Below are 23,015 nucleotides of genomic sequence, written 5' to 3'. Positions count from 1 at the left end.
CCAAAGCCGGTGTCCCCTAAGCCGCGCTGTAGGTAACACAAGGTGTAAGGGCTGGCAACACGAGTCCTTACGAAAAGTGAGCGGGTGCGGCAAAAGGTACATCATGGGGACATAAAAAGCGCTTGTGCGGGTCTTTTCAATTACTTGGCAAAGAAGCGGGGGGCAAAGAAGCGAAGCCCGGGACAGCCCGTGGGGCACATGGGCCTGCCGGAAGGTATTTTCAGGAAAAATTGTAAGGGTCGATATCCACCGCCACCCGCACGGCGGCCGGGATTTGCACCTGGGCAAGCCACTGGGCAATATAGCCTTGGATGTGGGCCTCACGGCGCGCTTTCACGAGGAATCGCATCCTATGGCGCCCGCGCAAAAGCGCGAGCGGGGCAGGCGCCGGGCCCAGCACGTCGATCTTCTCCGAAAGGGGGGCAAGGCGGGCCATATCCCTTGCCAGCGCCTGGAGCTGGTCGAGCCGGGGCGAGGACAGCACGATGCCCGCCAGGCGCCCGTAAGGGGGATAGCCGAGCCGCTCGCGCCCCGCCGCCTCCCGCTCCAGAAAAGCGTCGCGGTCGCCCGAAAGCAGCGCCCGCATCACCCCATGCTCGGGCATATAGGTCTGCATCAGCACCCGCCCCGGCTTTTCCGCCCGGCCCGCCCGGCCCGAGACCTGATGGAGAAGCTGGAACGTGCGCTCGGCCGCCCGCAAATCCCCGTTCTCAAGGCCAAGATCGGAATCGACGACACCCACCAGCGTCAAAAGCGGGAAATTGTGCCCCTTGGCCACGACCTGCGTCCCGATGATGATATCGACCTCGTGCTCCTCGATCTGGCGCACCGCCTCGCGGTAGGCGGCGGGCCCGCGGAGCACGTCGCTCGAAAGGAGCGCCACCCGCGCCTCCGGGAAAAGCTCGGTGACTTCTTCGGCGATCCGCTCCACCCCCGGCCCGCAGGCCACCAGCGCATCTTCCGCCCCGCAGGCCGGGCACGCTTTGGGGGAAGGGGCGGTATAGCCGCAATGATGGCAGGCGAGCTCTTTCCGGAACCGGTGCTCGACCAGCCAGCTGTCGCATTGCGGGCATTCCAGCCGGTGCCCGCAGCTCCTACAAAGGGTAAGCGGCGCATAGCCGCGCCGGTTCAAAAAGAGCAGCGACTGTTCTTCTTTTGCCAGCCCTTGCGCCATGGATTTGACGAGGCGGGGGGACAGCCAGCGCCCGCGCTCGGGCGGATCGGCGCGCATATCGATGGCAAAGACATCCGGCATTTGCGCCGCCCCATGACGCTCGGAAAGCACGAGATGCCGGTAGCGCCCCGCCCAGACATTCGCCATGGTTTCAAGCGCCGGCGTGGCGGAGGCAAGCACCACCGGAAAGGCACCGAGCGAGCCGCGCACCACCGCCATGTCGCGGGCATTGTAATGGACGCCTTCATCCTGCTTGAAGGCGATCTCATGTTCTTCATCGACGACGATGAGCCCGAGCTCGGCAAAGGGCAAAAAGAGCGCCGAGCGCGCGCCGACGACAATGCGCGCACGGCCCTCCGCCACCCCGCGCCAGACCCGGCGGCGCTCGCGCGCCGGAAGATCCGAATGCCACTCGGCGGGCCGGCATCCGAAGCGCGCCTCGAAGCGGTCGAGAAACTGTGAGGTAAGGGCGATTTCCGGCAAGAGGATGAGCACCTGGCGCCCGGCGGCAAGCGCCCGCGCCGCCGCCTCGAAATAAACCTCCGTCTTGCCAGAGCCCGTCACCCCATCAAGCAGGAACGTTTCAAAGCCGCCTTCTTCAACCCGCGTGCCGATTGCCGCCGCCGCATCGCTTTGCGCCGCTGAAAGCGCCGGGCGCGGCACCTCAAGATCCGGCACATCGAAACCGCGCTCGGTGGTGAAAGCGACTTTTTCCAGGACGCCGGCATCGGCAAGGCCCTTAACGACACCCGCCGAAACACCGGCTTCTTCGGCAAGCTCACCGGAACGGCGGGCAAAGCCGTCCCGCGCCACGTCCAGAACGCGGGTTCTTGCCGGCGTCATTTTAGGCAGTACGGCCTCCGCCCCTTCCGCCAGGCGGTAAGCGGTGCACAGACGCGGCGGCTCCAGCGCCCCCGGCGCGCGCATGGCAAGGCGCAGCACCATGCCGGGCGGGGAGAGCGTGTAATCGGCCACCCATTCGGTGAATTTGCGCAGGCCCTCCGGCATAGGCGGCACATCCAGACGGTCTGCCACTTTCTTAAGTTTTTTATCCGCTACCTCGCCGCTGCCCGGCCCCCAGACGACACCGACCATTAACCTTGGACCGAGCGGCACGGTCACGTAATCGCCGGGGGCGAGTCTTAACCCCTCGGGAACGAGATAGTCGTATGCTCCGGAAAGAGCGAGCGGCAGGAGGACGCCAACACGTTCTCCGCCCGCCGCCGCGCCTTTCAAGGCATGCGGCGCGCGCTCAGGCGAAGCGCTGTGGGAAAGTTTGGTGGTCATGACACGCAAGATTAACCCTAGCCGGACCAAAGGCACATATAAACCTCTCAAGCCTTGCGCGCATCGGCGGCTGCCGTCAAAGTGCTGCCTGGGATCGGGGGATTTTTCAAACGGAAAAAGCTGATGGACGCGTCATGCGCCCGCGCTGCGTTTGATGAAGCCAAAAACGGACGGGAAGCGGTATGAAATTCTTTGTCGATACGGCAGACATTGACGAGATTCGCGAGCTGAGCGAAACGGGCATGCTGGACGGGGTGACGACGAACCCCTCGCTCATGGCCAAGACGGGCCGGCCCATGCTCGACGTGCTCAAAGACATTTGCGCCGCCGTCGACGGACCGGTGAGCGCGGAAGTCACGGCCACTGATTCGGACGGCATGCTGCGCGAAGGCCGGCACCTGCGCGAGCTTGCCGACAATATCGCCATCAAAGTGCCGCTGACCTGGGACGGGCTGAAAGCCTGCCGCCAGCTCACGAGCGAAGGCACGATGGTCAATGTCACGCTGTGCTTCTCGGCCAATCAGGCTTTGCTTGCCGCCAAGGCGGGGGCGACCTTCGTTTCGCCTTTCGTCGGCCGGCTCGACGATCTCAACCTGAACGGCATGGACCTCATCGAGGACATCCGCACGATCTACGACAATTATCCCGCTTTCACGACCGAGATTCTCGTCGCTTCGATTCGCAATCCCAACCACGTAAGCGAAGCGGCTTTGATCGGCGCCGATGTTGCGACGGTGCCGCCGCAGGTGCTGCGCCAGCTTGCGCAACACAATCTCACCGACAAGGGGCTTGCCGCTTTCCTTGCCGACTGGGAAAAGACCGGCCAAAAGATTGTATGAGTAACGCGCCATGAGCCAGCATAACGATTCGAGCAATCCCCTAAGCCGCGCCGACGAGCCCCGGACATTGAGCCCGGCGGATGTCAGAAATTATCTTCTGGCGCATCCGGGCTTCCTCGACACCAATCCCGATCTCGTCGAAACGCTGATCGCGCCCTCCGCCGAGCATGGCGGCAATGTGCTCGATCTGCAGCAGATCATGGTCAAGCGCCTGCAGCGCCGCGTTGCGCAGCTGAAAGACATTCAGGCCGATCTGATCGAGGCGACCTCCTTCAACGCGCTCGCGCGTGAGCGGGTTCATGCCGCGGTGCTGCGCCTTCTCGATGCCAAGAGCTTCGAGGAACTGATCGACTTCATTATTTCGCCGGGCGGCCTCGCCGCGGCGCTTGAAGTGGAAGCGGTGGTGCTTTGCGTGGAATCGGCAACGGAAGTTAGCGGTATCGGAGTGCGCGGCGTGCGCATTCTGGAAGCAGGCGGCGTCGGGCGCATTCTTGGCGGCATGCCTTATGTGCTCGCCGATCATATCGTTGCCTCGCGCGGCCTTTATGGCGGCCTTGCCGAGGAAATCGGCTCCGAAGCGCTGATCCGCCTCGACTTTTCTTCCTCCGCCCCGCCCGGTCTGCTTGCCATCGGGGCGCATGATCCGCAACAATTCCATCCGGACCAAGCGGGCGATCTGATCGAGTTCATCGCCCGCATCATCGAGCGGTGCATGCGCCTATGGCTGGACCTTCCCGCGAAGGACAAAACGCAAGGCTGAAGGAGAAGGCAGAGACGGACGAACCCGACCTGCCGGCCCTCGCCGATGCGCTGCCCGCCGCGCGCGACCTGCGCGATATTTTTCTCACCTGGCTTGAGCATTTAAGCGGCGAGAAACGGGCCAGCCCCAAAACACTCGAGAATTACGCCCGCGACCTGACGCGGTTTTGCGAATTCCTGAGCGCGCATCTGGGCGGTGCGGCATCGCTTAAGGATCTTGATCAACTCACCGCCGCCGATTTCCGCGCCTTCCTGGCGCAGCGCCGTAATGACGGCATTGCCTCGCGCTCGCTCGCCCGCAATCTTTCCGCGCTGCGCATGTTCTACCGCTTTTTGGAACGCGAAGGCCTCAGCGGCAATCAGGCGCTCGCGCGCATCCGCTCCCCGAAACTGCCAAGCGCCCTGCCGAAGCCTCTTCCTGTCGAGGCGGCGCGCGCGCTCATCGAGGAAGCGGGAAAGACGCCGCAAGAGGCCTGGATCAGAGCGCGGGACGGGGCTTTGCTGACGCTCTTATATGGCTGCGGCCTGCGTGTCTCTGAAGCGCTGTCGCTGACAGGCGCGAACCTGCCGCTCGGAAATTCCCTGCGCATTACCGGCAAGGGGCGCAAGGAGCGGGTCTTGCCCGTGCTGCCAGCCGCGCGCGAGGCCGTCACGGCCTACGCCGCCCTTTGCCCTCATCCCATCGGCGAAGAAGACGCGCTTTTCAAAAGCGTGCGGGGCAAGGCGCTGGGGCCCCGGCAGGTGCAAAAACTCACCGAGCGCCTGCGCCTCGTTTTAGGATTGCCCGGTAGTGTGACGCCGCATGCGCTGCGCCATTCTTTTGCAACGCATTTGCTTGCGGCAGGCGGCGACTTACGGGCGGTGCAGGAACTGCTCGGCCATGCCAGCCTTTCCACCACGCAGGCCTATACTGCCGTCGAGGACGCGCAGCTTCTGGCCATTTACGACAAGGCCCATCCGCGCGCGCGCCGGTAAGCGCACTTACATATGGATGGGCCGCCCATGCACGGCGAGGGCTGCTTCCTTGGTCGCCTCGGAAAGTGTGGGATGCGCATGGCAGGTGCGGGCAATGTCTTCCGCCGAGCCGCCATATTCCATCACCGTCACCGCTTCATGGATCATCTCGCCCGCCTGCGTGCCGATAATATGCACGCCGAGCACGGCATCGGTTTCCGCATGGGCGAGAATTTTCACGAACCCGTCCGTCGCCTTGTTCGCCTTGGCGCGGCCGTTCGCAGTGAAAGGAAATTTCCCGGCTTTATAAGGAATGCCTTCTTCCTTCAGCTGCTCTTCCGTCTTGCCGACGGCGGCAACTTCGGGGCCCGTATAAACGACGCCCGGAATGGTATCGTAATTCACATGGGGTTTTTGACCGGCCAGCATTTCGGCAAGCGCCGTGCCTTCTTCCATCGCTTTATGCGCAAGCATCGCACCTTTCACGACATCGCCGATGGCATAGATGCCCGGCGCGCTCGTCTTGAAATGCCCGTCGATTTCCACGCGCCCGCGCTGATCCGTATCGACACCGGCATCTTCTAGCCCGAGGCCCGAGGTATAAGGCACACGGCCGATCGCCACGAGAACGATATCGGCTTCCAACACTTCTTCCTTGCCGCCCTTGGCAGGCTCGACGGAAACCTTCAAGGTCTTCCCGGACGTGTCGACTTTCGTCACTTTCGAGCCGAGCTTGAACTTGAAGCCCTGCTTCTTGAGGATGCGCTGGAAGTTCTTCTGCACTTCCCCGTCCATGCCGGGCAGGATGACGTCGAGAAACTCGACCACGGTGACATCGGCGCCGAGGCGGCTCCAGACCGAGCCCATTTCCAGGCCGATGACCCCGCCGCCGACAACGATGAGGCGGCCCGGCACTTCTTTTAAGTCGAGCGCGCCGGTCGAGGAGACGACGCGCTTTTCATCGATCTCGATACCCGGCAGTTTGGCCACATCCGAACCCGTGGCGATGACGATGTTCTTTGCCTCGAGCGTGCGGCTGCCGCCTTCACCCAGCTTCACATCGACCTTGCCGTTCCCGGCAAGCTTGCCCGCGCCCTTTACCCATTCGATCTTGTTCTTCTTGAAGAGAAATTCGATCCCCTTCGTATTGCCTTCGATCGCCTCGTCCTTCACCGCCAGCATTTGCGGCAGATCGAGGCCGAGCTTTTCGACCTTGATGCCGAAATCGGCAAAGTGTTTGGCTTCCTCGTAAAGCTCGGACGTATGCAGCAGCGCCTTGGACGGAATGCAGCCGACATTGAGGCAGGTGCCGCCCAGCGCCTCGCGCTTTTCAACGCAAGCGACCTTCATGCCGAGCTGAGCGGCGCGGATGGCGCATTCATAACCGCCCGGCCCCGCGCCAATGACAACGAGATCGAAAGAATCGGACATCGAAACCCCCTTTAAGGTGGGTGAGGCAACGGGACGGGCGCCCCGGTGATGAAATTAAAGATCGAGCAGAAGGCGCTGCGGGTCTTCCAGGCTTTCCTTGACCCGGACGAGGAAGGTCACCGCTTCCTTGCCGTCCACGATGCGGTGATCGTAGGAGAGCGCCAGATACATCATGGGACGGATTTCGATTTTCCCGTCCACGGCCACGGGCCGCTCCTGAATCTTGTGCATGCCCAAAACGCCCGACTGGGGCATGTTGAGAATGGGCGTCGACATCAGCGAGCCGTAAACCCCGCCATTGGAAATGGTGAAGGTGCCGCCCTGCAAATCTTCGAGCTTCAAGTTACCGTCCCGTGCCTTGGCGCCGAAATCGTTGATCGCCTTTTCGATTTCAGCGAGCGACATGTCCTGCGCATTCTTGACGACGGGCACGACAAGGCCTTTATCGGTGCCGACAGCAATGCCGAAATTGTAGTAGTTCTTATAGACGACCTCATCGCCGTCGATCTCGGCATTGATGGCGGGAATGTCGCGCAGGCCCGCGATACAGGCTTTCACGAAAAAGCTCATGAAGCCGAGACGCACGCCGTGCTTCTTCTCAAAAAGGTCTTTGTATTCCTTGCGCGCCGCCATGACATTCGTCATGTCCACCTCGTTGAAGGTGGTGAGCATCGCCGCCGTGTCCTGGGCCTGCTTAAGGCGGCTCGCGATGGTCTTGCGCAGGCGTGTCATCTTCACGCGCTCTTCGCGCGCGTCCCGGTCTTCGTGCGTGTCTTCGCGCTTCTCTTCGCGCTGGGGCGCTTCCGGCGCCTTACTCTCCTGAGCAGGCTTGCTTTCCGGCGCGCTCGGCACATCCCCGCGTTTTTCGATGGCTTTCAGCACGTCGCCTTTGACGAGGCGCCCGCCCTTGCCCGTGCCTTCGATCCTGGCCGGGTCGAGATCGTGCTCGTCGATCAGCTTGCGCACGGCAGGCGACAAGGCGTCGGATCCCTCTTCCTCGCTCTCATCGGACTTCGAGGCGGCAGGAGCTTCAGCCTTTTGCGTCTTGGTTTCGGATTTGGCTTCTTCTTTTGCCGCTTCCTGTTTGGGCTCTTCTTTTTTCGGCTGCTCTTTCTTGGCGGGAGCACCTTTGCCCTCGCCGATTTCACCCAAAAGCGCGCCCACTTCCACCGTGTCGCCGTCCGAGACCAGAATTTCGGAAAGAACGCCCGCCGCCGGCGCCGGCACTTCCACGGTCACCTTGTCCGTTTCCAGCTCGACCAACGGCTCATCGGCTTCCACACTGTCGCCCGGCTTCTTGAACCACTGCGCAACGGTCGCCTCGGTGATGGATTCGCCAAGCGTGGGAACACGAATTTCGGTAGCCATGCGTTCTTTCCTTTTGGCTCAGAGCGGCTGAAAGGGAGGGGTCAGTCGATCCTGAGCGCTTCTTTGAGAAGCTGGTTGAGTTCCTGCAAATGTTTGCTCATGAGACCCGTTGCGGGCGAAGCCGCCGCGGGACGGCCCGCATAACGGGCCCGGTGATAGCGCGAATCGATATGGGTCAGCACCCATTCGACATTGGGCTCGATGAAGCTCCACGCGCCCATATTCTTTGGCTCTTCCTGGCACCAGACGATTTCCGCCTGGGGGAAGCGCGACAATTCCTTGATCAAGGAACGGGCGGGGAAGGGATAAAGTTGCTCGACGCGCAAAAGATAAACGTCGTTGATGCCGCGCTTCTCGCGCTCCTCGTAAAGATCGTAATAGACCTTGCCCGAGCACAGCACCACCCGCTTGATCTTGGAATCCTCGACGAGCTTGATTTCCTGGCCCGGCAGCATCTCCGCATCGTCCCAAAGGAGACGGTGGAAAGAGGAGCCCGTAGCCAGTTCTTTCAGCGAGGATACCGCCCGTTTGTGACGGAGCAGCGACTTCGGCGTCATCAGCACGAGGGGCTTGCGGAAATTACGGTGCAGCTGGCGGCGCAGAATATGGAAATAGTTCGCCGGCGTCGTGCAGTTCGCAACCTGCATATTGTCTTCCGCGCAAGCCTGCAAATAGCGCTCGAGGCGAGCCGAAGAGTGCTCCGGCCCCTGCCCTTCGAAACCATGCGGCAAGAGCATGACGAGACCGGACATGCGCAGCCATTTACGCTCGCCCGAGGAAATGAACTGGTCGATGACGACCTGCGCGCCATTGGCGAAATCGCCGAACTGCGCTTCCCACATGACAAGGCAATTGGGCTCGGCGAGCGTATAGCCATATTCGAAGCCCAGAACGGCGTTTTCCGAGAGCATCGAGTTGATGACCTCGTAATTGCCGTCGGCGCCGATATTGTTGAGCGGCGTGTACTCGGCCCCGGTTTCCTGATCGTGCAGAACCGAATGACGCTGGGAGAACGTGCCGCGCTCGCTGTCCTGCCCCGAAAGGCGCACGCCGTAGCCTTCCTGCAGAAGCGTGCCGAAGGCCAGATGTTCGGCCATCGCCCAGTCGAGCCCTTCGCCGGTCTCGATCATCTTGCGGCGATTTTCCATAAGGCGCTGGATCGTGCGGTGAGGGACAAAGTCTTCCGGAATTTCCGTCAGCTTCAAGCCCAGCTTGCGCAGATCTTCGATCTCGACATCCGTATCCCCGCGCCGCGCTTCCCCCTCGGCTTTGGAAAGACCGGACCAGCGCCCGTCCAGCCAGTCGGCCTTGTTGGGGCGGAAAGCATTGGCCGCTTCGAAATCCTTTTCCAGCCGGTCATTGAACGCCTGCATGCGCTGATCGGCTTCTTCCTGGGTAAGCGTGCCCTCTTCCACCAGACGGTCGGAATAGATTTTCACCGTGGTCGGATGTTCCTTGATCTTCCGGTACATCAAGGGCTGGGTGAACATGGGCTCGTCGCCCTCGTTATGCCCGTTGCGCCGGTAGCAGAACATGTCGATGACGACAGGCTTGCGGAATTTCTGGCGGAACTCGGTCGCCACTTTCGCCGCATAGACCACCGCTTCGGGATCATCGCCGTTCACATGGAAGATCGGCGCCGCCACCATCTTGGCAAGATCGGAAGGATAGGGCGAGGAGCGCGAATTGATCGGGCTGGTCGTAAAACCGATCTGGTTGTTGACGATGAAGTGGATCGAGCCGCCGGACTTGTGACCCGTCAGCCCCGAAAGGCCGAGACATTCGGCCACCACGCCCTGGCCCGCAAAAGCGGCATCGCCGTGAAGGAGCAGCGGAATGACCGTGCCCCGGTCGCGCCCGCGCTGGTCCTGCTTGGCGCGCGCCTTGCCCAGCACCACCGGATCGACGATCTCAAGGTGGGAGGGATTGGCGGTCAGCGACAAATGCACCTTGTTGCCGTCAAACTCGCGGTCCGAGGAAGCGCCGAGGTGATATTTCACATCACCCGAGCCTTCCACATCTTCCGGATTGGACGAGCCGCCTTTGAACTCATGGAAGATCGCCTGATAAGGCTTGCTCATCACGGCGGCGAGCACATTGAGGCGGCCGCGGTGCGGCATACCGATAACGATCTCCTCGACCCCCAGCGCGCCGCCGCGCTTGATGATCTGCTCGAGTGCCGGGATCGCCGCTTCCGCCCCATCGAGGCCGAAGCGTTTCGTGCCGGTATATTTGCGCGCCAGAAACTTCTCGAAGCCTTCCGCCTCGATCAGCTTTTCAAGGATGGCGAGCTTGCCCTGCTTGGTGAAGGAGATTTCCTTGTCGCGCCCTTCGATGCGCTCCTGCAGCCAGGCTTTTTCCACCGGATCGGCGATATGCATGAACTCGATGGCGAAGGTCGAACAATAGGTGCGCCGCAGAATGTCCAGCATCTCGCGCACGGTGGCCGTTTCAAGGCCGAGCACATTGTCGATGAAAATCGGCCTGTCCATATCCTCCGGACCGAAGCCGTAGCTTGCTGGATCGAGCTCCGGGTGGTCCGATTTCGGCCGCAGCTTCAAAGGATCGATATCGGCATCGAGATGGCCGCGGATACGGTAGGCGCGGATCATCATCAGGGCGCGGATGGAATCGAGCGTTGCTGAGCGGATATCCGCCTGGCTGGCGGAAGCGGGCGCGCGGTTTTCGATTTTCGCCTGGATTTTCGCCTGATCGGCCGCCGGCCAATTGCTGTCGAGCGCGCTGACCAGTTCCCCGTTCGCATGAACCGGCCAGTCGGCCCGCGCCCAGGACGGGCCCTTGGCTTCCTTCAACACGTCCGCTTTATCATCGCCCAGGGAAGAAAAATAAGTCCGCCAATCGGCATCGACCGAGTCCGGGTCTTCTTGGTATTTGGCGTAAAGCCCTTCGACGAAACTGGCGTTGGCTCCGAAGAGAAAGGAGGTCCGCTCAAATTCGTCGTTCGCGCTGTTTTTGCTCATCAAACGGCCGGTGCGGGAGGCCCGCACCCCCCTTTATGTGAAGATGCCCGGCGTGCCGGTCTTATGGTTAAGAGTGTGGCACGCCGGGGGTTAACTAGCCATTTAAATTCTTGCGGCGGCGCTTCAAGAGGCAGGTGCTAACTCATTGAAGCGGCGCAGAAGAATTCGTCCCCGATTCATTTCTTGAGCCGGGGACGCCGGGTTATTTCTTCAAAAGATCGACCAGTGTGGTGCCGAGCGCGGCGGGCGAATCCGCCACCGCAATCCCCGCCGACCGCATGGCTTCGATCTTGTCGTCGGCGCCGCCCTTGCCACCCGCGATGATCGCGCCGGCATGGCCCATGCGCCGTCCGGGAGGCGCGGTGACGCCGGCAATGAAACCGACCATCGGCTTCTTGACCTTGGAAGCCTTGATGAATTCGGCCGCTTCTTCTTCAGCCGAGCCGCCGATCTCCCCGATCATGATGATCGACTGGGTTTCATCGTCTGCCAGCAACAGTTCCAGCGCGTCGATGAACTCGGTGCCTTTCACCGGGTCGCCGCCAATGCCGATGCAGGTCGACTGGCCGAGATCGGCCGCCGTGGTCTGCGCTACCGCTTCGTAGGTCAGCGTGCCGGAGCGCGAGACGATGCCCACCGAGCCGCGCTTGTGAATGTGGCCCGGCATGATGCCGATCTTGCACTCGCCAGGTGTGATGACGCCCGGGCAGTTCGGCCCGATAAGACGGGTGTTCGAACCGTCGAGGGCGCGCTTCACCTTCACCATGTCGAGCACCGGAATGCCCTCGGTGATGCAGACGGCAAGCTCGATACCCGCATCGATGGCTTCCAGGATCGCATCGGCCGCGAAAGGCGGGGGCACATAGATCGCCGATGCATTGGCGCCGGTTTTTTCCACCGCCTCGGCCACCGTATCGAAGACGGGCAGGTCGAGATGCGTGCTGCCGCCTTTGCCGGGGCTGACGCCGCCGACCATCTTCGTGCCATAGGCAATCGCCTGTTCGGAGTGGAACGTGCCCTGATTGCCGGTGAAGCCCTGGCAAATGACTTTGGTATTCTTATCGACCAGAACAGCCATTACGCGGCCTCCTTCACGGCTTTGGTAATTTTGTCGGCGGCATCGGCAAGATTGTCCGCCGAAATGATCGGCAGGCCGCTTTCCGCCATGATCTTCTTGCCGAGATCCACATTCGTGCCTTCAAGGCGCACGACCAGCGGCACATTGAGCGAGACTTCCTTCGCCGCGGCGACGACGCCCTCGGCAATGATGTCGCAGCGCATGATACCGCCGAAGATATTGACCAGAATGCCGTTCACATTCGGGTCCGACAGAATGATCTTGAAAGCCGCCGTCACTTTTTCTTTCGTCGCGCCGCCGCCCACATCGAGGAAGTTCGCCGGCTCCTCGCCGTAAAGCTTGATGATGTCCATCGTCGCCATGGCAAGGCCCGCGCCGTTCACCATGCAGCCGATCGTGCCATCGAGCTTGACGTAGTTCAGATCGTATTTCGAAGCTTCGATCTCGCTGGGGTCTTCTTCATCCAGATCGCGCAGCTCGACAATGTCGGCATGACGGTAAAGCGCGTTCGAGTCGAAATTGATCTTCGCATCGAGGCAGAGCAGATCGCCGTCCTTGTTGACGATGAGCGGATTGATTTCGAGCATGCTCATATCCGCGTCGACAAAGGCCGTGTAAAGGTTCCGGATCAGCGCCGTGCACTGCTTGACCTGATCGCCTTTAAGGCCGAGCGCGAAAGCGATGCGTCTTCCATGGAACCCGGAAACGCCGGAGGCCGGGTCCACCGAGAAGGTAAGAATTTTCTCAGGGGTTTTCGCCGCCACTTCCTCGATATCCATGCCGCCTTCGGTGGAGGCGATGAAAGCGACGCGGCCCGTGGCGCGGTCGACGAGGCAGGAGAGATAAAGCTCGCGCTCGATGGCGGAGCCGTCTTCGATGTAAAGGCGCTTGACCTCTTTGCCTTCCGGCCCGGTCTGGTGCGTGACCAGCGTCAGGCCGAGCATCCGCTTGGCTTCGGCTTCGACCTCTTCGATCGATTTGACGACTTTCACACCGCCTGCCTTGCCGCGGCCGCCCGCGTGGATTTGCGCTTTGACGACCCAGATGGGACCGCCGAGTTCTTTCGCCGCCTTCACAGCTTCCTCTGCCGTGAATGCCGGAATGCCCTTGGCAACGGGCACACCGTATTTCGCAAGGACAGCTTTCGCCTGGTATTCGTGAATATTCATATGGACTCGACCGGCTGAGGCATGCGCGGGACCCACACATGCGAGGGTTATAAAAATTGCCTAATCGGTGCCGAGTTATAGCACTCGTCACTCCGATAGCAACCGCGAACTGCGGTCCTTTGCCGCAGCCAAGCGTGACGCGGCGCAAAGAGAAAAAATGAACGCATTTTCAGCTCGCAGCCGCGTCGCCGCCTACCCTGCAACACAAAGCGCCAATGCAAAAGGGGCAACCGAAGCTGCCCCTTATAAAGGTATCCATCGCCGCTTTGTCAGCGTCCCCTCACCACTGGCTCTCCTGAATGTCAGAAGAGTTCACCGGCAATTTCAGATAGAGCCCGTCCCGGCCAATTTTGACATTCGCCGGACGCACCTCGGAGACACCGCGCAAGAAAATCGAACGGGCAAGCGCATTGGGCAGCGGCGGCACCACATGGGAATAGACGAGAAGCCCCGCCCCCGCTTCATTGGCCGCCTCCGCCGCCTCCACAGGGCTCGTGTGATAGGTCAGCGTATCGCGCAGGATCTGCGCGGTATCGGGCAGGCGCGGCTCGATGCCGCGCGCCAGCGTTTCGACCATGTGCGGGGCAAGCGCCTCATGCACCATCACGTCCGCGTCCTTGCCATGACGCACGACATTGGGATGCTTCACCGTATCGCCTGAAAAAACAACGGAACGGTCCTTGTAATCGATCCGGTAGCCATAGGCCGGGTCCACCGGCGCGTGGCCGACGCGGAAGGCGGTGATCTTCAGCCCGTCTTCCTCAAGCACCACCGCTTCCGAAAAATCATTGAGCAGCGGCACGGGCTCGGGCGCATAGCGCGCGCCGGAGGGCGGCATGATTTCCGCGCCGTGATGCGCGGTTCTGTAAACGCTGTCGAGCGCATAAGCCGCCGAAAACCCGTCCGTCACTTGTTTCACGCCGGCAGGACCATAGACTTTGAGCGGTTCATGCCGCCCCTGCGCCCAGCTCTGCAGCACGATATTGGGCAGGCCCGCAATATGGTCCGAATGAAAATGGGTAAGCAGCACGCCCGATAGCGCGCCGATGGGCATTTGCAGCGCGGCGATCTTTTCCGCCGCCCCGCCGCCTGCATCGATGAGGAAAAAGCGCCCGCCCGCAAACACCCCGATACAGGCCTGGCCCCGCTCCGCATCGGGCAGCGGCGAGCCCGTGCCGCAAAAGACGATATGGAGCGCGTCATCTTCCAGAAGCTCAGTGCGCACATGCCCTGCCCGCGCCTCCACCGCCCGCGTGAAAAGCGCATCCTGCACGGCAGGCACCTGCAGCGCCCCATAGAGCGCGCCCGCCAGAAGCACCGCCACGCCCAGAACGCCAACCACCACTTTTCCACGCTTTGTCATGCCCACTCCTATAAACATGAACTTGAATTCAAATTCATATTCCTTCAGAATAAACCCCGCGTCAAGCGCCATCCTTTACCTGGAGACAAGATGCCAGAGCCCCTTTCCTCGCCTGCCCCCGCCATGCGCCGTGCCAGTCAGGCCCGCGCCCGCGACAAGCAGGAAAAGCTGCTCGGCGCCGCCCTCACCCTCGTCGCCGAGCGCGGCTTTGAGGATGTGAAGATGAGCGACATCACCGCGCGGGCGGACTGCGCGGTCGGCACCGCCTATTATCTCTTCGGCAACAAGGAAGGCCTCTTCCGGGCGCTGAAGGAGCGCTTCACGGAGGAAATGAACGCCAAGATCGACGCGCTGGGCGAGCGCACGGAACTGGCACGCGCGCCCCTTGCCGAAGTCATGGGCGAAATCGTGCGCGCCATTCTGGCCGATTTGCGCGCCAATGAAGGGCTTTTGCGCGCTGCCCTTGCCCGCTCGGCCAATGCGCCGGATGAATGGCTGAGCTTCCGCGATCTCGTGCAGCGCCTGCAGCACCGCCTGACCGGCGAGCTTGGCCCGCGCCTCAAAGAGATCGCTCATCCCGACCCGCGCCTCGCGCTCGGCTTTGCGCTGCAGCTCATTTTCAGCACCGCGGCCAATACGCTGCTCAACGATCCGGGGCCTTTGCATCTGCGTGACGACGCGCTGGAGCGCGAGCTTACCCGCATGGCCTGCGCCTATCTTGGTCTTTAAGACGCCCCGGCGAACAGGAGGCAAAAGAAAAGGGGCTGCCGCGGCAGCCCCTTTGAACTTTCCGGCAATGCCGAAAACTTATTTCTTCTTGGCTTTGGCCTTGGGCGCTGCGCCCTTGGCAACGGCCGGATTGATCTTCTTGCAGGCATCGACCAGGCCTTTGACCGAGCCGACGGACTTGTCGAAGTTTTTCTTTTCCGACGCGTTGAGATTGATCTCGACGATCCGCTCCACGCCCTTGTCGCCGATCACGGTGGGAACGCCCACATACATGTCTTTCACGCCGTACTGGCCGTCCAGATAAGCCGCACACGGAAGAACGCGCTTCTGGTCTTTCAGGTACGACTCGGCCATGGCGATGGCGGAAGCGGCCGGCGCATAGAAAGCCGAGCCGGTTTTCAGAAGGCCGACGATCTCCGCGCCGCCGTCGCGCGTGCGCTGCACGATTTCATCGAGGCGTTCTTTCGTGGTCCAGCCCATCTTCACGAGATCGGGAAGCGGGATACCGGCAACGGTCGAGTAGCGCGTCAGCGGCACCATTGTGTCGCCGTGGCCGCCCAGCACGAAGGCACTGACGTCTTTCACCGACACGTTGAATTCCTGCGCAAGGAAATACTGGAAGCGCGCGCTGTCGAGAACGCCCGCCATGCCGACGACCTTGTGGTGCGGCAGACCGGAGAACTGACGCAGCGCCCAGACCATCGCATCGAGCGGGTTGGTGATGCAGATGACGAAAGCGTTCGGCGCATGGGCGGCAATGCCCTCACCCACCTGCTGCATCACCTTGAGGTTGATTTCCAGAAGATCGTCGCGGCTCATGCCCGGCTTGCGCGGCACGCCGGCCGTCACGATCACCACATCGGCGCCTTTGATGTCTTTGTACTTGGTCGTGCCGGAATAGGCGGCATCGAAACCATCGACGGGAGAGGACTCGGCAATGTCGAGCCCCTTGCCCTGCGGAATGCCGTCGGCAATGTCGAAAATGACCACGTCGCCGAGTTCTTTAAGGCCGGCAAGATGGGCGAGCGTGCCGCCGATCTGCCCGCCGCCGATAAGTGCAATCTTTTTGCGCGCCATGAAAATGCCTCCGGAATGATGCCTATAAGCTGCCAAGCAGCAAGCGTTGGCAGCGAGCGTTGAGTGTGCGCGGCGTTCGGGGCCTGTTGAGGACCCAGTTCAGGGTTGGGGGCCGCACATCGTTAATCCGCGTGCCTAGTAGCGTGAAATCGCTGCGCCCGCAATGGTTTCGCCCCTCAAAAGACCGTATTTCGGCCTGCCCCGGTACTTGTACGCCCTCCTGGCCTGCCGCCTGCCATTAACCATGACGCCCGTGCCAGATTGACTCAGGAAGCAAGGAAGCGCACGATAAAAAAGTCTGAAAAGCCACGTTGCCATCTCTCTTATTCGCCGTCCTGTCAAGGAATGAGCGTAAGAGAGGAAGCAGCGGGCCGGGCACCCGCGCAGGTCCCATAAGGACGGGGGCAAGATCCGGAACCGGCGCGAGGCGTTAACGCGTAACATGGGGGCGGGCAGCAATGCCGAAGGGGTTCGTGAGTATCGTTAAATCTTCTATTTTCAACCAATCCGGCAGCGGGCGCAGGCTTAAGAACACGGCCATTATTACCGCGCTCGGCCTGTCTTTGGGCGGCTGCGGCGCGCCGTTGATCGGCGCCGTGACGGTGGGCGAAGTGCTCACCATCGCCGGGATTTCCGCCAGCTTCATTACCGGCCGCGATCTGACCGAACACGCGCTTTCCGCCGCCACCGGCAAGGATTGCCGGATGCTGGAAAGCGTTCTGCGCTCCGACCGCGGCTTTTGCGAAGAGCATGGCTCCACCGCCACGAAAGAGGATTTCGGCGGGCTGATGGCCCTCCTGGAGCCTGACACCGCGGGCACCGCGACGGCGCTTGCCAGCGCCCATCAGCCGCGTCTTGCCGCCGCTGAAATCCACGGCTTCCGCCCCATCGACCGGCAGAAGCTGGAGCGCAATTTCACCCTCGACCGGGCCGCCGTGCCCGCCGAAACGAAGGCCCGCGGCGAGCGGCTCTCCTTCGGCTTTCTGCAGGCCTCCTACGGGCAGACCTGGAGCTACGAGCTGACGGCGGAAAAGAAGCTGCAAGTAGCCGAAGCCAAAGCGGCAGGCGAAGCAGCAAAGCGGGACAACGCGCCGGTGAAAACGGCCGCCGTGAACACCCGGCCCGAGCCGAAGCCGCTGCCGGCCCAGCGCTCGGATGGCAAGGTGATTTTCCCGATTACCCGCTAAAAGACATAAGGCCCTCAATCGGCGGCGTGAAGGGCGGCATCTTCGCCCAGATACTCCGCCGATTGCATTTCCATCAGCCGCGACACCGTGCGCTCGAATTCGAACGCCCCGTCCCCTGCCGGATAAAGCGCCTGGGGCGCGGCCTCGGCGGAGACGACGAGCTTTACCCGCGCCTCGTATAGCGCGTCGATCAGCGTAACGAAGCGCTTGGCCTCATTGCGCCGCGCGGGCCCGAGCTGAGGAATATCGTCGATCAGCACCGTGTCGAACGTTTCGGCAATTTTCAGATAATCGGCGGCGCCGAGCGGCTTTTCACAAAGATCGGCAAAGGAAAACCGCGCCACACCGTGCGCCGCGCAGGGCACTTCCACCGCCCGCCCCTTGACTGCAAGGCGCCGCGCATGGCCCTGCGCCCCGTCGGTCAAGGTGCTGAAAGCCGCGTCCATCGCCGCGCGAGCGGCTGGCCCAAGCGGTGTGTGATAGACCTGCATCCCCATCATCCGGTCGAGCCGGTAATCGCGCTCGCTTTCAAGGCTGAGTACTTCCATCTCTTCCTTGATGAGCGCAATGAAGGGCAGGAACCGGTGCCGGTTGAGCCCGCCTTCATAAAGCCCGTCGGGCGCCCGGTTCGAGGTGGCGACCACCACCACCCCCCGCTCGAAAAGCGCCGTGAAAAGCCGCCCGAGGATCGAGGCATCGGCAATGTCATGCACCTGAAATTCATCGAAGCAGAGAAGCTGGGCTTCCGAGGCGATCAGGTCCGCGACGGGGGGAATGGGATCATCGCCCTTGGCCTTGCCTGCCTTTTCTTTTTGCCGCCAGGCAAAGATGCGCTCATGGGTCTCGGACATGAAAGCGTGAAAATGCACCCGGCGCTTTTGGGCAAGGGGCGCGCCCTCGAAGAAGAGATCCATCAGCATGGATTTGCCGCGCCCGACATCGCCCCAAAGATAAATGCCTTCCGGCGGGCTGACCGGCTTGCCGATGCCGAAGCGGCGCAGCGGCCCCGCCTTCTTGCCCGGCCGCCAGGATAAAAGCTCGTCATGCAGGCGCGCCAAATGCCCCGCCGCCCGTTCCTGCGCCGGGTCATGCGCGATCTCACCGGCCGCGACACGCGCGCGGTATGCCTGTAATGGCCCCTCGCTCATGAGGCGCTTTTAGCGCATATGCCGCAGAAAGCAATCGCTTCGCAGGGAAGAACAATTGACGAACTGGGTGGGCATTGTGGCAGGACGCCGTTTCCGGCGCTGCGGTATATAGCGAGGCTGCATGGACCCCGGCTCGGGGGCCGGGGTGACGCGGGGCGTATTTGGACGGTTCAGTGCCCACCCCAAACTCATGCTGTCACCCCGGGCTTGACCCGGGGTCCATGAAGCGGCGCGGCAAACACTTTCCTCAAAGCGAGGCGGTGAGCCCCACGAACTTCTCCAGCACCGGCACCTTGTCCTGCGCGACGGGCAGGTCGAAATGCTCATCGAGCGCCGCGGCGATTTCTTCGGCGGAAGAAAGCATATGCGTTTCCGGTTCCTTGCCCACCACGCGGACCGTCAACATGTCGTTGAAGAGCATTTTGCGCAGGCCCGGCGCCGGGCGCTCGGCGATGAGGTAATTGACGAAAAGCGAGGAAGGGTGCGTGGAGGTGAACCAATTGCCGAGCTCGTAATCGGCGCCCGCTGCCGTCTCCAGCCCGAAAGCGCAAATGTCGCCCCAGCGGCCGCCAAGATCGGCCTGCAGAAGAAGGCTGCTGCCCTCCTCCACCAGGCGGAAATCTTCATGGGAAGTCTTCTGCACGAGACCCGGCACGAGTTTGAGCGGCACCGTCTGGCGGATACCGCCAAAGCCCGCATCCACCAGATAGGGCCCTTCGGGCAAATGCACGCGGATCAGCATATGGGTGAGGCCCGTGGGCGGCGCGCCCGCCGGCTGCATCCAGCGCACGCGCCCGATCAGCCCTTCGGCTTTGAAACCGAGCTGCCGCAGCACCCGCAACAAGAGCCCGTTCTGCTCGAAGCAATAACCGCCGCGCCGCTCACGCACGATCTTGCGCTGCAGGCTTTCCGGATCGAGCGCGATGCCGCGCCCGAAAAGAATGTTTAGATTTTCAAAGGGCACGGAGGTGGCTTGCGCAAACTGAATGCCGCTCAGCGTTTCAAGGTCCGGCTGGCGGGGACCCTGATAGCCGATCCGCGCGAAGTAAGCGTCGAGATCGATCGGAGTTTCTTCGGGCAGCGGCGGATTGGCTTGGGCGGACATGGGCAAGCTCCAGAAAAAAGGCGCTGCCATTAGATGGCAACGCCTTCAATTTGCGCAAGAACCAATCAGGTTCTATTTCATGGTCGGGATGACGAAGCTCGAGCCTTCCTTGACGCCGGTCGGCCAGCGCGAGGTGACGGTTTTCACTTTCGTGTAAAAGCGCACGCCTTCGGGCCCATGCTGGTTCGTATCGCCGAAGGCCGAACGCTTCCAGCCGCCGAAGGAGTGATAGGCAAGCGGCACCGGGATCGGCACATTGATGCCGACCATGCCGACCTGCACTTGGCTGGCAAAGCTGCGCGCCGCATCCCCGTCACGGGTGAAGATCGCAACGCCGTTGCCGTATTGATGTTTCGTCGGCAATGCGGCGGCTTCTTCGAAATCCTTCGCCCGCACGATCTGGAGGACCGGGCCGAAAATCTCTTCCTTATACATGGACATGTCCGGCGTCACTTTGTCGAAGAGCGAGCCGCCGAGGAAGAAACCGTTTTCATAGCCCTGCATGGAAAAGTCGCGGCCATCGACGAGAAGCTCCGCGCCTTCCTTCACACCGAGATCGATGCAGGCCTTCACCTTCTCGCGGTGCTGCGCGGTGACGAGGGGGCCGTAATCGGCATCGGGATCGGTGGAAAGACCGACTTTGAGCGACTGCACGCGCGGCACGAGTTTTTCGACGAGCCGGTCCGCCGTTTCCTCGCCCACAGGCACCGCAACGGAGATCGCCATGCAGCGCTCGCCCGCCGAGCCGTAGCCCGCGCCGATGAGATCGTCGACCACGCGGTCCATATCCGCATCGGGCATGATAATGGCGTGGTTCTTCGCCCCGCCCATGGCCTGCACGCGTTTGCCGTGGGCAGCAGCCGTGGCGTAAATATATTCGGCGATCGCCGAGGAGCCGACGAAGCTCACCGCTTCGATGCCAGGATCGGTCAAAAGCGTGTCCACCGCTTCCTTATCGCCATTGACGACGTTGAGCACGCCTTCGGGCGCGCCCGCTTCCATCATCAGTTCGGCAAGGCGCAGCGGCACGGAGGGATCTTTTTCCGAAGGTTTGCACACGAAGGTGTTGCCGCAGGCAATGGCGACACCGAACATCCACATCGGGATCATGGCCGGGAAGTTGAAGGGCGTGATGCCGGCGCAAACGCCGAGCGGCTGGCGCATCGAATACATGTCGATGCCGGGCCCCGCCCCTTCGGTAAACTCGCCTTTGAGAAGATGGGGAATGCCGCAGGCAAATTCGATGACTTCCAGCCCGCGCTGCACATCGCCCTTGGAATCCGCGACCACTTTGCCATGCTCGTTGGAGAGCATTTCGGCAAGCTCGTTCATATTGGCCTCGACCAGGCGCTTGAACTCGAACATCACCCGCGCGCGGCGCTGCGGGTTGACGGCGGCCCAATCCGGAAACGCCTTTTCGGCGGAGGCGATCGCGGCGCGCACTTCATCGGCGCTTGCCAGCGGCGTGCGCGCGGAAACCTCGCCGGTATTCGGGTTGTAAACATCGAGGAAACGGCCGCTCTGGCCCTTCACGGCCTTGCCGCCGATAAAATGCATGAGTTCTTTGGTCATTTTTTGCTCCCGGCTGGGGCCCGAGGGTCCGGGCAGACGCCTTCCTGCCTGTCTGCTTAACGCCGCAGCCCGGCGCCCGCAAGCCCCGCTCACGGTCTCTTGTGTCCCTTGTCGAGTATATTGGCCAACGAACGGGCCAGCGGCAGGCGGGCGGCCGGGAAAGGTAAAGCCCGCCCCTGCGTCAGGCAGGCTGGCGGACCTCAGCGCCGGTAAACCAGCGCTTTTTCAGCCAAAGCGCCACGGAGACGAGGGAGATCAGCACCGGCACTTCCACCAGGGGGCCGATCACCGTGGCAAAGGCGACGGGCGAGGCAATGCCGAACGTGGCGATGGCAACGGCAATGGCGAGCTCGAAATTATTGGAGGCCGCCGTGAACGAGAGCGAGGTGGTGCGCGCGTAATCCGCCCCCAAGAGCTTGCCCATCACGAAACTCACCGCGAACATGAGGAAGAAATAAATCGCAAGCGGCAGCGCGATGCGCAGCGCATCGACCGGCAGGGCCAGCACCGCCTCGCCTTTCATGGCGAACATGACGAAAATCGTAAAGAGCAGCGCGGCAAGCGTAATGGGGCCGATGCGCGGCAGGAAAGTATTCGTGTACCAGTTCTCACCCTTGCGCGCGCGCAGCACCTTGCGCGTCAGATAGCCGCCCGCGAAGGGCACACCGAGATAAAGGAAAACGGCGCCCGCCACGGTCCAGAACCCGATATCGAGAATTTGCCCCTCAAGCCCGAGAAGCGGCGGCAAAACGCCCAGAAAAAACCAGACATAAACGGGAAAGAACAGAAGCTGGAAGAGCGAATTGAAAGCAACGAGGCCTGCCACATATTCGTTGCTGCCGCGCGCCAGCTGGTTCCAGACGATGACCATGGCAATGCAGCGGGCAAGACCGATGATAATGACGCCCGTCATATAGGCCGGTTCATCGCGCAGAAAAATCACGGCCAGCGCGAACATCAGGAAAGGCCCGATCAGCCAGTTCTGAATGAGCGAGAGAACCAGAACTTTTCTGTCTTCGAAAACACGCGGCAGCTCTTCATATTTCACCCGCGCAAGCGGCGGATACATCATGAGAATGAGCCCGGCGGCGATCAGCAGATTGGTCGAGCCCACCGAAAACGAGCCGAAAAGATGGGCGGCGCCCGGAAAGAACGTTCCCAGCAGCGTGCCCGCCGCCATGGCGGCGAAAATCCAGAAAGTGAGATAGCGGTCCAAAAACGAAAGACGGCTGGGCTGACTATCGGCCATGGAAACGATCCTGAAGCAAATTAAAGGGAAGGGGCCGGCGCGGTCTTGCCGATCTCATCGAGCTTTTTCTGCAAGGAAAGCTTGTCGAGACTGGCCAGCGGCAGATTGGCGAAAATATCGATCCTTGTACGGATCTGCCGGAAAACATCGAGGAAGTGCGCCTTCGTCTCCGTCTCCGTGCCTTGGAAAGCGTCCGGGTCCGGGAAGGGCCAATGGGCATTCATCGGCTGGCCCGGCCAGATGGGGCAGACCTCATTCGCCGCGCTGTCGCAGGTGGTGATGACGAAATCGAGGGCCGGCGCGCCCGGCCCCTCGAATGCTTCCCATCCCTTGCTGGACAGTCCTGTAGTAGGAAGGCCTGCCACGCGCAATGTCTCAAGCGCCAAAGGGTGTACTTGTCCCTTTGGGTGGCTGCCCGCGCTATAGGCTTTGAACCGGTCGCCGGCGGCATGATTGAGATAGGCTTCCGCTAGAATGCTGCGGCAGGAATTTCCCGTACACAGGAAAAGCACGTTGAATTGACGCTTGGTATCGCTCATCGGATC

Annotated in this window: 18 protein-coding genes; 5 read left to right on the top strand and 13 right to left on the bottom strand. The window is 61.7% G+C overall.

All coding sequences use genetic code 11. The features are described from left to right. Positions 1-220 precede the first annotated feature (220 nt). Positions 221-2,461, bottom strand: a complete 2,241-nt coding sequence (locus M2A_RS04070) for a primosomal protein N' (RefSeq protein ID WP_081875377.1) — start codon at positions 2,459-2,461, stop codon at positions 221-223. Positions 2,462-2,643: 182 nt separating this feature from the next. Between M2A_RS04070 and fsa the strand changes: the two genes are divergently transcribed. Genes fsa through M2A_RS04055 form a run of 3 tightly spaced genes read left to right on the top strand, consistent with a single transcriptional unit; the run spans position 2,644 to position 5,034 of the window. Then, positions 2,644-3,300: a fructose-6-phosphate aldolase gene (gene fsa, locus M2A_RS04065; protein ID WP_045443318.1), complete on the top strand. Its 657-nt coding sequence runs from the start codon at positions 2,644-2,646 to the stop codon at positions 3,298-3,300. 10 nt (positions 3,301-3,310) lie between these two features. Then, entirely contained in the window at positions 3,311-4,060 is a 750-nt protein-coding gene (locus tag M2A_RS04060) for a DUF484 family protein (RefSeq protein ID WP_045443316.1), read from the top strand. Beyond that, the gene (locus M2A_RS04055) at positions 4,021-5,034 is read left to right on the top strand and encodes a tyrosine recombinase XerC (RefSeq protein ID WP_081875376.1); all 1,014 of its coding nucleotides are present in this window, start codon (positions 4,021-4,023) and stop codon (positions 5,032-5,034) included. The genes M2A_RS04060 and M2A_RS04055 overlap by 40 nt, the downstream gene beginning before the upstream one ends. A 6-nt stretch (positions 5,035-5,040) precedes the next feature. Here the strand turns inward: M2A_RS04055 and lpdA are convergent, their stop codons facing one another. The 6 genes from lpdA to M2A_RS04025 all read right to left on the bottom strand — a co-directional run bounded on the left by lpdA (position 5,041) and on the right by M2A_RS04025 (position 14,403). Beyond that, entirely contained in the window at positions 5,041-6,444 is a 1,404-nt protein-coding gene (gene lpdA, locus M2A_RS04050; protein ID WP_045443314.1) for a dihydrolipoyl dehydrogenase, read from the bottom strand. 54 nt (positions 6,445-6,498) lie between these two features. Further along, positions 6,499-7,812 carry a 2-oxoglutarate dehydrogenase complex dihydrolipoyllysine-residue succinyltransferase gene (odhB, locus tag M2A_RS04045; RefSeq protein WP_045443312.1) on the bottom strand — a complete coding sequence of 438 codons (1,314 nt, stop codon included), beginning with the start codon at positions 7,810-7,812 and terminating at the stop codon, positions 6,499-6,501. A gap of 41 nt (positions 7,813-7,853) precedes the next feature. Continuing rightward, positions 7,854-10,793 (bottom strand): 2-oxoglutarate dehydrogenase E1 component, encoded by a 2,940-nt coding sequence (locus M2A_RS04040; RefSeq protein WP_045443743.1) that lies wholly within the window; start codon positions 10,791-10,793, stop codon positions 7,854-7,856. A gap of 202 nt (positions 10,794-10,995) precedes the next feature. After that, the gene (gene sucD, locus M2A_RS04035) at positions 10,996-11,871 is read right to left on the bottom strand and encodes a succinate--CoA ligase subunit alpha (protein ID WP_045443310.1); all 876 of its coding nucleotides are present in this window, start codon (positions 11,869-11,871) and stop codon (positions 10,996-10,998) included. Further along, a complete protein-coding gene (gene sucC / locus M2A_RS04030) occupies positions 11,871-13,040 on the bottom strand; it encodes an ADP-forming succinate--CoA ligase subunit beta (RefSeq protein WP_045443308.1) in 1,170 nt (389 codons plus the stop codon). The genes sucD and sucC overlap by 1 nt, the downstream gene beginning before the upstream one ends. A gap of 280 nt (positions 13,041-13,320) precedes the next feature. Further along, entirely contained in the window at positions 13,321-14,403 is a 1,083-nt protein-coding gene (locus M2A_RS04025; protein ID WP_045443741.1) for an MBL fold metallo-hydrolase, read from the bottom strand. A 90-nt stretch (positions 14,404-14,493) separates the two neighbouring features. Between M2A_RS04025 and M2A_RS04020 the strand changes: the two genes are divergently transcribed. After that, complete coding sequence (locus M2A_RS04020; RefSeq protein WP_045443305.1) at positions 14,494-15,132, top strand: TetR/AcrR family transcriptional regulator; 639 nt, start codon at positions 14,494-14,496, stop codon at positions 15,130-15,132. Positions 15,133-15,210: 78 nt separating this feature from the next. On the opposite strand, the gene mdh is transcribed toward M2A_RS04020, so the two are convergent. After that, the gene (gene mdh, locus M2A_RS04015; protein WP_045443302.1) at positions 15,211-16,209 is read right to left on the bottom strand and encodes a malate dehydrogenase; all 999 of its coding nucleotides are present in this window, start codon (positions 16,207-16,209) and stop codon (positions 15,211-15,213) included. Between the two features lie 473 nt (positions 16,210-16,682). Here mdh and M2A_RS04010 point away from each other — a divergent pair, with 473 nt between their 5' ends. Beyond that, positions 16,683-17,396 (top strand): hypothetical protein, encoded by a 714-nt coding sequence (locus tag M2A_RS04010; RefSeq protein ID WP_156101668.1) that lies wholly within the window; start codon positions 16,683-16,685, stop codon positions 17,394-17,396. A gap of 14 nt (positions 17,397-17,410) precedes the next feature. Here the strand turns inward: M2A_RS04010 and zapE are convergent, their stop codons facing one another. The 5 genes from zapE to M2A_RS03985 all read right to left on the bottom strand — a co-directional run bounded on the left by zapE (position 17,411) and on the right by M2A_RS03985 (position 23,009). After that, a complete protein-coding gene (zapE, locus tag M2A_RS04005; protein WP_045443296.1) occupies positions 17,411-18,544 on the bottom strand; it encodes a cell division protein ZapE in 1,134 nt (377 codons plus the stop codon). 247 nt (positions 18,545-18,791) lie between these two features. After that, the gene (locus M2A_RS04000; protein WP_045443737.1) at positions 18,792-19,649 is read right to left on the bottom strand and encodes an arylamine N-acetyltransferase family protein; all 858 of its coding nucleotides are present in this window, start codon (positions 19,647-19,649) and stop codon (positions 18,792-18,794) included. Between the two features lie 72 nt (positions 19,650-19,721). After that, entirely contained in the window at positions 19,722-21,221 is a 1,500-nt protein-coding gene (locus tag M2A_RS03995; RefSeq protein WP_045443293.1) for a CoA-acylating methylmalonate-semialdehyde dehydrogenase, read from the bottom strand. Between the two features lie 181 nt (positions 21,222-21,402). Further along, the gene (gene arsB, locus M2A_RS03990) at positions 21,403-22,470 is read right to left on the bottom strand and encodes an ACR3 family arsenite efflux transporter (protein ID WP_045443290.1); all 1,068 of its coding nucleotides are present in this window, start codon (positions 22,468-22,470) and stop codon (positions 21,403-21,405) included. A 20-nt stretch (positions 22,471-22,490) separates the two neighbouring features. Continuing rightward, positions 22,491-23,009 (bottom strand): arsenate reductase ArsC, encoded by a 519-nt coding sequence (locus M2A_RS03985; protein WP_045443286.1) that lies wholly within the window; start codon positions 23,007-23,009, stop codon positions 22,491-22,493. Positions 23,010-23,015 lie beyond the last annotated feature (6 nt).

The sequence above is a fragment of the Tepidicaulis marinus genome, from assembly GCF_000739695.1.
In the GTDB taxonomy this organism is placed as follows: Bacteria; Pseudomonadota; Alphaproteobacteria; order Parvibaculales; family Parvibaculaceae; genus Tepidicaulis; species Tepidicaulis marinus.
Note: the sequence above shows the minus strand (reverse complement) of the source record. Positions and strands in the feature narration are given on the sequence as shown.

Excerpts from the sequence above, each read along its gene's own strand:
- lpdA (WP_045443314.1), bottom strand. The coding sequence starts at position 6,444 with ATGTCCGATTCTTTCGATCTCGTTGTCATTGGCGCGGGGCCGGGCGGT.
- M2A_RS04020 (WP_045443305.1), top strand. The coding sequence starts at position 14,494 with ATGCCAGAGCCCCTTTCCTCGCCTGCCCCCGCCATGCGCCGTGCCAGT.
- sucC (WP_045443308.1), bottom strand. The coding sequence starts at position 13,040 with ATGAATATTCACGAATACCAGGCGAAAGCTGTCCTTGCGAAATACGGT.
- M2A_RS04060 (WP_045443316.1), top strand. The coding sequence starts at position 3,311 with ATGAGCCAGCATAACGATTCGAGCAATCCCCTAAGCCGCGCCGACGAG.
- zapE (WP_045443296.1), bottom strand. The coding sequence starts at position 18,544 with ATGAGCGAGGGGCCATTACAGGCATACCGCGCGCGTGTCGCGGCCGGT.
- M2A_RS03995 (WP_045443293.1), bottom strand. The coding sequence starts at position 21,221 with ATGACCAAAGAACTCATGCATTTTATCGGCGGCAAGGCCGTGAAGGGC.
- M2A_RS04040 (WP_045443743.1), bottom strand. The coding sequence starts at position 10,793 with ATGAGCAAAAACAGCGCGAACGACGAATTTGAGCGGACCTCCTTTCTC.
- M2A_RS04070 (WP_081875377.1), bottom strand. The coding sequence starts at position 2,461 with ATGACCACCAAACTTTCCCACAGCGCTTCGCCTGAGCGCGCGCCGCAT.
- M2A_RS04025 (WP_045443741.1), bottom strand. The coding sequence starts at position 14,403 with ATGACAAAGCGTGGAAAAGTGGTGGTTGGCGTTCTGGGCGTGGCGGTG.
- M2A_RS04055 (WP_081875376.1), top strand. The coding sequence starts at position 4,021 with ATGGCTGGACCTTCCCGCGAAGGACAAAACGCAAGGCTGAAGGAGAAG.
- fsa (WP_045443318.1), top strand. The coding sequence starts at position 2,644 with ATGAAATTCTTTGTCGATACGGCAGACATTGACGAGATTCGCGAGCTG.
- sucD (WP_045443310.1), bottom strand. The coding sequence starts at position 11,871 with ATGGCTGTTCTGGTCGATAAGAATACCAAAGTCATTTGCCAGGGCTTC.
- mdh (WP_045443302.1), bottom strand. The coding sequence starts at position 16,209 with ATGGCGCGCAAAAAGATTGCACTTATCGGCGGCGGGCAGATCGGCGGC.
- M2A_RS04000 (WP_045443737.1), bottom strand. The coding sequence starts at position 19,649 with ATGTCCGCCCAAGCCAATCCGCCGCTGCCCGAAGAAACTCCGATCGAT.
- odhB (WP_045443312.1), bottom strand. The coding sequence starts at position 7,812 with ATGGCTACCGAAATTCGTGTTCCCACGCTTGGCGAATCCATCACCGAG.
- M2A_RS03985 (WP_045443286.1), bottom strand. The coding sequence starts at position 23,009 with ATGAGCGATACCAAGCGTCAATTCAACGTGCTTTTCCTGTGTACGGGA.
- arsB (WP_045443290.1), bottom strand. The coding sequence starts at position 22,470 with ATGGCCGATAGTCAGCCCAGCCGTCTTTCGTTTTTGGACCGCTATCTC.